A 6,137-nucleotide genomic window follows, 5' to 3' on the forward strand; every position below is an offset into this window, starting at 1 on the left:
TGACGTTGTTTGGGTGGCGCCTATATATGTGTCTTGCATGGTTGTTAACCAATGATGGAGGGCGTAGGAGTAGATTACGAGGCGTGGGGGCACGGGTATGTGAATAAGCGCTCGGTCCGGGGGGGACGGCCCCGCGCCCTGGGGTGGGTTTGCCCAGGGTGGGGTGGTCTGGGGTGGGGTTACTTGGGGTGGGGTTACCTGCCGCCGTTCCAAGGGCCGTAGGGACCGTCGCTGCTGCTGCCGCCGCGGCCCCTGCCTCCGCCGCCCGACACCTGGCGGAGCGCCGGGCGTACGTCGACGAAGAAGACGATCGAGGCGACCAGGCCCGCGAGCTGGAGGAAGAGCATCGGCACCAGGAGGTTCACCGCGACCGCCACGCCGAGGATGATCAGCCAGAAGCCCTTGTTCTGCTTGCTGGCGGCCCGGTACGCGTCCTCACGGAACAAGGCGGCCATGATGAACGCCACCACCGCGAAGACCAACATCGCGAGGTAGAGCAGCCACATCAACCCCGCGAACCCCTGCATCAGCACAACGTCCACCACCTGACTCGGCTCGTCATTACGCGGTCACCGTACCCGTACAACGGGCCGCGCACCCCAGGGGTGCCCGGCCCGTCGTAGAAGTCCTGGAAGTCCTGCCGCGTCACCTACTTCGCGGGCGCAGTCGCCTACTTCGCGGGCGGGGTCGTCTTCCTGGAGGTGGTGGCCTTCTTCGCCGGCGCCGTCTTCTTGGCGGTGGCGGTCTTCTTCGCGGGGGCGGCCGCGGCGGGCTTGGCCTCGGCGGCGGGCTTCGCTGCCGGAGCCTCCTCCTTGACCTCGACGGGCTCGGCCTTCGGCTCTACGGCGATGGCCAGCTCCTCGATCTCCTCGGCGGCCTCGCCACGCCAGGTCTTCACGGCCTGCTCGCCGTGCTCGGCGACCTTCTCGTAGGTCTCGCGGGCCTTCACGGCGTACTCGGCGGCGACGCCGACGCCACGCAGAGCGAAGTCCTGGGCGCTCTCGCCGAACTTCTTCAGGTCGGCGTCGAGGGTCGAGCCGAGCTTCTTGATGTCGCCGTCCAGGGTCGCGATGAACTCGCCGACCCTGGCCTGGAGGGACTCCTGCGCCTCCTTGGCCTTGGCGCCGGCCTCCTTGGCACGGGCGGCGGCCTTCTCCTGCACAGCCTTCGGGTCGGTGCCGCGCACGGCGTCGATACGGGCCGGGGCCTCGGCGCGCAGCTGCTCGACGATGCCGGGCACCTTCTTGGCCTCCTGGAAGGCGAGGTCACCGGCGCCGGCGAGGAAGTAGAGCGGGGTGGGGTCCGAAACGGCCTTGCGGATGTCGTCGGTGATGGCCATGGTGATGGTCCTCCCGGGTCGCTTTCGTCTGAGGGTTTTGGTTCCGCGCTCGGTCAGCCGGTGTCTCAACTGGCCGTCTGCTGCGGGTCGGCGTCGCTGCCGTCGGTCGTGCGGGGGGCCGTGCTCTTCTTGCGGGTACGGCGCTTGGCCGTGCCACCCCGGGCTTCTTCGCCCGGTTCGGCTGCCGGTACGTCGACCGCGGTGGTCTCCGCCTCGGGAACGAGCGCCCCCTCCGAGCCGTTCTCCTCGGTGTCCGTCCCGAATCCGTTCTCCTTGCGGAAGGACTCGTAGATCTGGAGCAGCACCTGCTTCTGCCGCTCGTTGAGCGTCGGGTCGGCGATGATGACGGCACGCGTCTCCACCTCGTCCCGGTCGCGCTCGGCGTCGAGGATGCCGGCGCGGACGTACAGCGTCTCGGCGGAGATCCGCAGCGCCTTGGCGACCTGCTGCAACACCTCCGCGCTCGGCTTGCGCAGCCCGCGCTCGATCTGGCTCAGATACGGATTGGACACCCCGGCGGCGTCGGCGAGCTGCCTGAGCGAGAGCTGAGCGTTTCGCCGCTGCTCGCGCAGGTACTCACCGAGATTGCCGACGTTGAGCGTTGCCATGGCCCCACTGTGCCTCACCCTTGCTAACTATTGCAAGCAGGCGCTTGCAAAAGTGCTCCACGCCACGTGACTCGGCAGATGAGCCTGAGCACGCTAGCTGTCGTGTTTGCATGACAACTGTCGTCATCCGCGTGCGGCCTCCTGGTGCAGGTGCTTTGGGGCCGGCCTCCGCAAGTCGCCGAGAAACGGCGTTGTCGGCGGGCTCTGCCAGGGTGTGCGTCGTGGATGAATTGGTGGAGCGTGTCGACGGTCAAGATCGCGTGCTGGGGGTGGTCAGCCGTAGGGAGGCCATCCGGGAGGGTTGGCTGCATCGGGTCGCCGTGACGGTGTGTCGTGATGATCGTGGCCGGATCCTCGTCCACCGGCGGTCGGAGCAGGTGTCGCGCTTCCCCGGGCTCTATGAGGTCGAGGTCGGTGGCGCCGCAAATGTCGGCGAGTCCTATGAACAGGCCGCCGCGCGGGAGCTGGCCGAGGAGCTGGGCATTCATGCGCTGCCGTGCCTGCTGTTCACGTTCATCAACCGCAGCGGTCTGAGCCCTCACTGGCTCGGCGTGCACGAAGCCGTAGTGCCGGACGCCGTGGTCCCCGATCCCGATGAGGTCGCCTGGCATGGCTGGCTGACCGAGCCGGAGCTGCGCTCGGCCCTGCTGGAGTGGCGCTTCACCCCCGACAGCCACGAAGCCTTCAGCCGGTATCTCGCGTTCCGGACCGCGCAGCCCTGACCTTGCCCGCCTCCGCTTGCAGTAAGCGCGATAGATGCCAAGGAATATACGGATCTGACGACAGTCGTCGCGCTCAGCGCTCCAGGAATCCCTTGGTCAGGACGCCGGGGTTGACTACAACCAGCTCGCTCCGTCTCAGCGGAGCGGGTGCATAGGATCGTCGGTATGGCGCTGCGACCCGTTCAACTGAACATCAAGGCTGTCGACGGCCTGGCGGTCGGCCGGTTCTGGGCGGAGGCGCTCGGCTGGAATCTGTTCCGCCCCGGAGTGACCACCTACGTCGGGCCCTCCGCGGACCTCGTCTGGCCGGACCCGGTCGCCGTCGGCATCGACGTCGTCCCTGTCCCGGAGCCCAAGAGCACGAAGAAGAACCGGGTGCACCTCGATCTCGCCTCCACGTCCGCGGCCCATCAGGCGGAGCTGGTCGCGCGCCTGAAGGCGCTCGGTGCGACGCCTGTCGACGTGGGGCAGGGTGACGTGCCGTTCACGGTCCTCGCCGACCCGGAGGGCAACGAGTTCTGTGTGCTGGAGCCCCGGGAGATCCACCGGGACACCGGGCCGATCGCCGTGATGGTCGTCGACTGCGCGGATCCGCATGCCATGGCCCGCTTCTGGGACGCGGCGATCGACTGGCCCCTGCACGAAGTGACCGACGACCACGCGCTGTTCCGCTCCCCCGAGGACACCGGCCCGTATCTCGAATTCCTCCGCACGCCCGACGTGAAGACCGTGCCGGACCGCATCCATCTCGACCTGCTGCCCTACCCCGGTGACGACAAGGAGGCGGAGGTGACCCGACTGCGGGCCCTCGGCGCCACCGACCTCGACCTCGGCCAGGGCGACGTGCCGTGGACGTGCCTGACCGATCCGGAGGGGCACGAGTTCTGCGTTCTCGCTCCAGCGTGACGCTCCGCGAGATCAGCCCACTCTCCGATCGCGGCATCCAACTCACCTACCGCAGCGCCGAGTCACAAGCGTGCGGGAGCCGGGTCGCCGTTGCCAACCTCGACCCACCTCAGTCGCCGAACCCAACCACCCGACTGTCGCCGTCACCCCACGTCGCTCACCGGCATCAACCCTCCTGCCCCGCCAACGCCTTCACCGCCGGCCGGAGCAGCGCCGCGACGCGTTCGGGCGGGGCGTCATGGAGGGCGGGCAGGGCGAGGAGTTGGTGGCCGATGGTGACGCCGAGGAGCGTGGTGACGATCAGGGCGGCACGGAGTTCGGGATCCCCGGACGTCGGCAGGGTCGCGGCGACGCCGTCGATCTGCCGGGCCAGGGCCGCGCGGACGTGGTCGGCCGCGGCCGGGTCGGTGAGCATGGAGCGCATCATCGCCAGCGTGCCCTCGGGCAGGCCGCCGAGCTTGAGGCCGAGCGTGGCCAGGAGCTGATCGACCAGCGCGTCGGCGTCGGCGGGCGCCGGTGACACGGGGAGCGCCTGCACCGCCTGCGAGAACAGCTCGCGCTTCGAACCGAAGTACTGCATGACCAGGGCCGGGTCCACGCCGGCCGCGGCCGCCACGGCACGGATGGTGGTGCGGTCGAAGCCCTTCTCCGCGAACAGCTCCCGGGCACTGTCGAGGATGCGCGCCTCGGTGGACCGACGGCGGTCGGCGCGGGACTGGTGAGGTGAGGAGGGGGGCGTGGACATCGATTCACTCTACAGCCGTTGACCGAACGACCGCCGAGTCTCTACGGTGATTGGGTCAACGCTTGTTGAGCGAAAGCGAGTGGGGTGGTCCCCATGCCCGAACCGCAGCACCCTCCCCTCCGCACCCCTCGCGAGGTGCTGGCCCGCTTCTACCGGGCCATGGTCGACAAGTCCGCGGACGACCTCGCCGACCTGTACGCCCTGGACGCGGTCCACGAGTTCCCGTTCGCCGTCCCCGGCTTCCCTCCCCGCTACGAGGGACGCGAGGCCGTGCGTGCGGGATACCGGGTGGTCTGGGGCGGGAGCCCCGTCCGGGTGGACGAGATCAGGAAGGTGGCGGCCTACGAGACCGTCGAACCCGGAGTGATCGTCGCCGAGCATGTCGTGGTGGGGTCACTGCCGCACCGGTCGACGCCACCTCGGCGCACCGCCATCACCGTCCCCGGCCTGCTGGTACTCCATGTCCACGACGGACTGATCACACGGGCACGGGACTACATGGACGGCTCGGGGGTCGCCGCGGCCCGCGAATGAGCGCCCTGGACGAGCGTCCACCCGGCCGTCCACCCAGCCGTCCGCGCAAACACAATGCGCGCAGATCACAGTCGCCACAGACTGACACGCATGACCGAAACGGATCCCAAAGACACCCTTCGCTCCTACCTCCAGTCCGCCCGCGACGCCCTCCTCTGGAAGCTCGAAGGCCTCTCCGAGTACGACGCCCGCCGCCCCCTGACACCGACCGGCACCAACCTTCTGGGGCTGGTGAAGCACGCGGCCGGTGTGGAGTTGGGCTATCTCGGCGACACCTTCGGGCGCCCGTCCGGGGAGCCCCTCCCCTGGCTCGACGCCGACGCCGACGCCGACGCCGACGCCGAACCCAACGGCGACATGTGGGCCTCCGCCGACGAGTCGCGCGAGGACATCGTGGGCCTGTACCGCCGGGCATGGGCGCACGCGGACGCCACGCTCGACGCGCTGGCCCTGGACACCCTCGGCAAGGTCCCATGGTGGCCGGACGGCAAGGACGAGGTCACGCTGCATCACGCGATGGTCCGCGTGATCGCCGACACGCACCGGCACGCCGGGCACGCCGACATCCTCCGGGAGCTCATGGACGGCGCCGTCGGGATGAACCAGGGCAACGACAGCATGGCGTCGCACGACCCGGCCTGGTGGGAGGCCTACCGGGAACGGCTGGAGCGCACGGCTCGGGAGGCCGACCGGAAGGACTGACCAAGTACCCACAAAAAAGTGGGTACTTGGCGGCGGACACGGATGGATCAGAAGCTGGTCACGAAGGACCGGCGAAGGGAAGGGGATCGGAAACCGGGAGGGATCAGGAAGCGGCCCGCTTCTCCATGTGGCGGTGGCCCCAGTCGGACAACGGGGCCAACAGCTCGGAGAGTTCACGGCCGAAGGCGGTCAGGGAGTAGACCGTCTTGAGCGGCAGGACGTCGTGCACCTCCCGGTGCACCAGACCGTCCGCCTCCATCGCGCGCAGCGCCTGGGTCAGCACCTTCTCGCTGAGGCCCGGCAGTTGTCTGCGCAGCTCACCGGGCCGTTGCGGGCCGGCCTCCAGCAGCCACAGCAGCGAGGTCTTCCACTTGCCGTCGATCACCGTGATCGCGGCGGTCACTCCGCAGGTGTTCCTGTCCAAGACGCGCGCGCAGCCCATCTCCGCCCCCTTCGTCGCCATCCGTAACTGTCCGCCAACAGCCTCTGTTCCCCTGGGAGTTGCAGCATGCCCCTGTCCTCTTCCGCCAACGCCAACGCCAACGCCAACGCCACGGACACCGCCCCACCTCCACCTCTCA

9 protein-coding genes are annotated in these 6,137 nt (G+C 69.0%); 4 read left to right on the forward strand and 5 right to left on the reverse strand.

What is annotated here, in order from left to right:
* Positions 1-194: 194 nt before the first annotated feature.
* The 3 genes from HLK59_RS47300 to HLK59_RS47310 all read right to left on the reverse strand — a co-directional run bounded on the left by HLK59_RS47300 (position 195) and on the right by HLK59_RS47310 (position 1,947).
* Complete coding sequence (locus HLK59_RS47300) at positions 195-533, reverse strand: DUF2516 family protein (RefSeq protein WP_171147877.1); 339 nt, start codon at positions 531-533, stop codon at positions 195-197.
* Positions 534-670: 137 nt separating this feature from the next.
* On the reverse strand, positions 671-1,339 hold the full coding sequence (locus HLK59_RS47305; protein WP_171147871.1) for a hypothetical protein: 669 nt from the start codon (positions 1,337-1,339) through the stop codon (positions 671-673).
* A gap of 65 nt (positions 1,340-1,404) precedes the next feature.
* Entirely contained in the window at positions 1,405-1,947 is a 543-nt protein-coding gene (locus HLK59_RS47310; protein WP_171147872.1) for a helix-turn-helix transcriptional regulator, read from the reverse strand.
* Between the two features lie 212 nt (positions 1,948-2,159).
* Here HLK59_RS47310 and HLK59_RS47315 point away from each other — a divergent pair, with 212 nt between their 5' ends.
* Together HLK59_RS47315 and HLK59_RS47320 are read left to right on the forward strand one after the other, a co-directional pair.
* On the forward strand, positions 2,160-2,669 hold the full coding sequence (locus tag HLK59_RS47315) for an NUDIX domain-containing protein (protein WP_171147878.1): 510 nt from the start codon (positions 2,160-2,162) through the stop codon (positions 2,667-2,669).
* Between the two features lie 165 nt (positions 2,670-2,834).
* Positions 2,835-3,575: a VOC family protein gene (locus HLK59_RS47320; protein ID WP_171147873.1), complete on the forward strand. Its 741-nt coding sequence runs from the start codon at positions 2,835-2,837 to the stop codon at positions 3,573-3,575.
* Positions 3,576-3,741: 166 nt separating this feature from the next.
* Here the strand turns inward: HLK59_RS47320 and HLK59_RS47325 are convergent, their stop codons facing one another.
* Complete coding sequence (locus tag HLK59_RS47325; RefSeq protein ID WP_171147874.1) at positions 3,742-4,320, reverse strand: TetR/AcrR family transcriptional regulator; 579 nt, start codon at positions 4,318-4,320, stop codon at positions 3,742-3,744.
* A gap of 93 nt (positions 4,321-4,413) precedes the next feature.
* Here HLK59_RS47325 and HLK59_RS47330 point away from each other — a divergent pair, with 93 nt between their 5' ends.
* Together HLK59_RS47330 and HLK59_RS47335 are read left to right on the forward strand one after the other, a co-directional pair.
* Complete coding sequence (locus HLK59_RS47330) at positions 4,414-4,854, forward strand: nuclear transport factor 2 family protein (protein WP_171147875.1); 441 nt, start codon at positions 4,414-4,416, stop codon at positions 4,852-4,854.
* Positions 4,855-4,944: 90 nt separating this feature from the next.
* Complete coding sequence (locus tag HLK59_RS47335) at positions 4,945-5,556, forward strand: DinB family protein (protein WP_171147876.1); 612 nt, start codon at positions 4,945-4,947, stop codon at positions 5,554-5,556.
* Positions 5,557-5,659: 103 nt separating this feature from the next.
* Here the strand turns inward: HLK59_RS47335 and HLK59_RS47340 are convergent, their stop codons facing one another.
* Positions 5,660-6,019, reverse strand: a complete 360-nt coding sequence (locus HLK59_RS47340) for a helix-turn-helix domain-containing protein (RefSeq protein ID WP_240983055.1) — start codon at positions 6,017-6,019, stop codon at positions 5,660-5,662.
* Between the last annotated feature and the right edge of the window lie 118 nt (positions 6,020-6,137).

Source organism: Streptomyces sp. S3(2020) (genome assembly GCF_013044505.1).
Lineage (GTDB): Bacteria > Actinomycetota > Actinomycetes > Streptomycetales > Streptomycetaceae > Streptomyces.

Coding starts and splice junctions, on each gene's coding strand:
- HLK59_RS47305 (WP_171147871.1), bottom strand. CDS start 1,339: ATGGCCATCACCGACGACATCCGCAAGGCCGTTTCGGACCCCACCCCG.
- HLK59_RS47310 (WP_171147872.1), bottom strand. CDS start 1,947: ATGGCAACGCTCAACGTCGGCAATCTCGGTGAGTACCTGCGCGAGCAG.
- HLK59_RS47320 (WP_171147873.1), top strand. CDS start 2,835: ATGGCGCTGCGACCCGTTCAACTGAACATCAAGGCTGTCGACGGCCTG.
- HLK59_RS47325 (WP_171147874.1), bottom strand. CDS start 4,320: ATGTCCACGCCCCCCTCCTCACCTCACCAGTCCCGCGCCGACCGCCGT.
- HLK59_RS47330 (WP_171147875.1), top strand. CDS start 4,414: ATGCCCGAACCGCAGCACCCTCCCCTCCGCACCCCTCGCGAGGTGCTG.
- HLK59_RS47335 (WP_171147876.1), top strand. CDS start 4,945: ATGACCGAAACGGATCCCAAAGACACCCTTCGCTCCTACCTCCAGTCC.
- HLK59_RS47340 (WP_240983055.1), bottom strand. CDS start 6,019: ATGGCGACGAAGGGGGCGGAGATGGGCTGCGCGCGCGTCTTGGACAGG.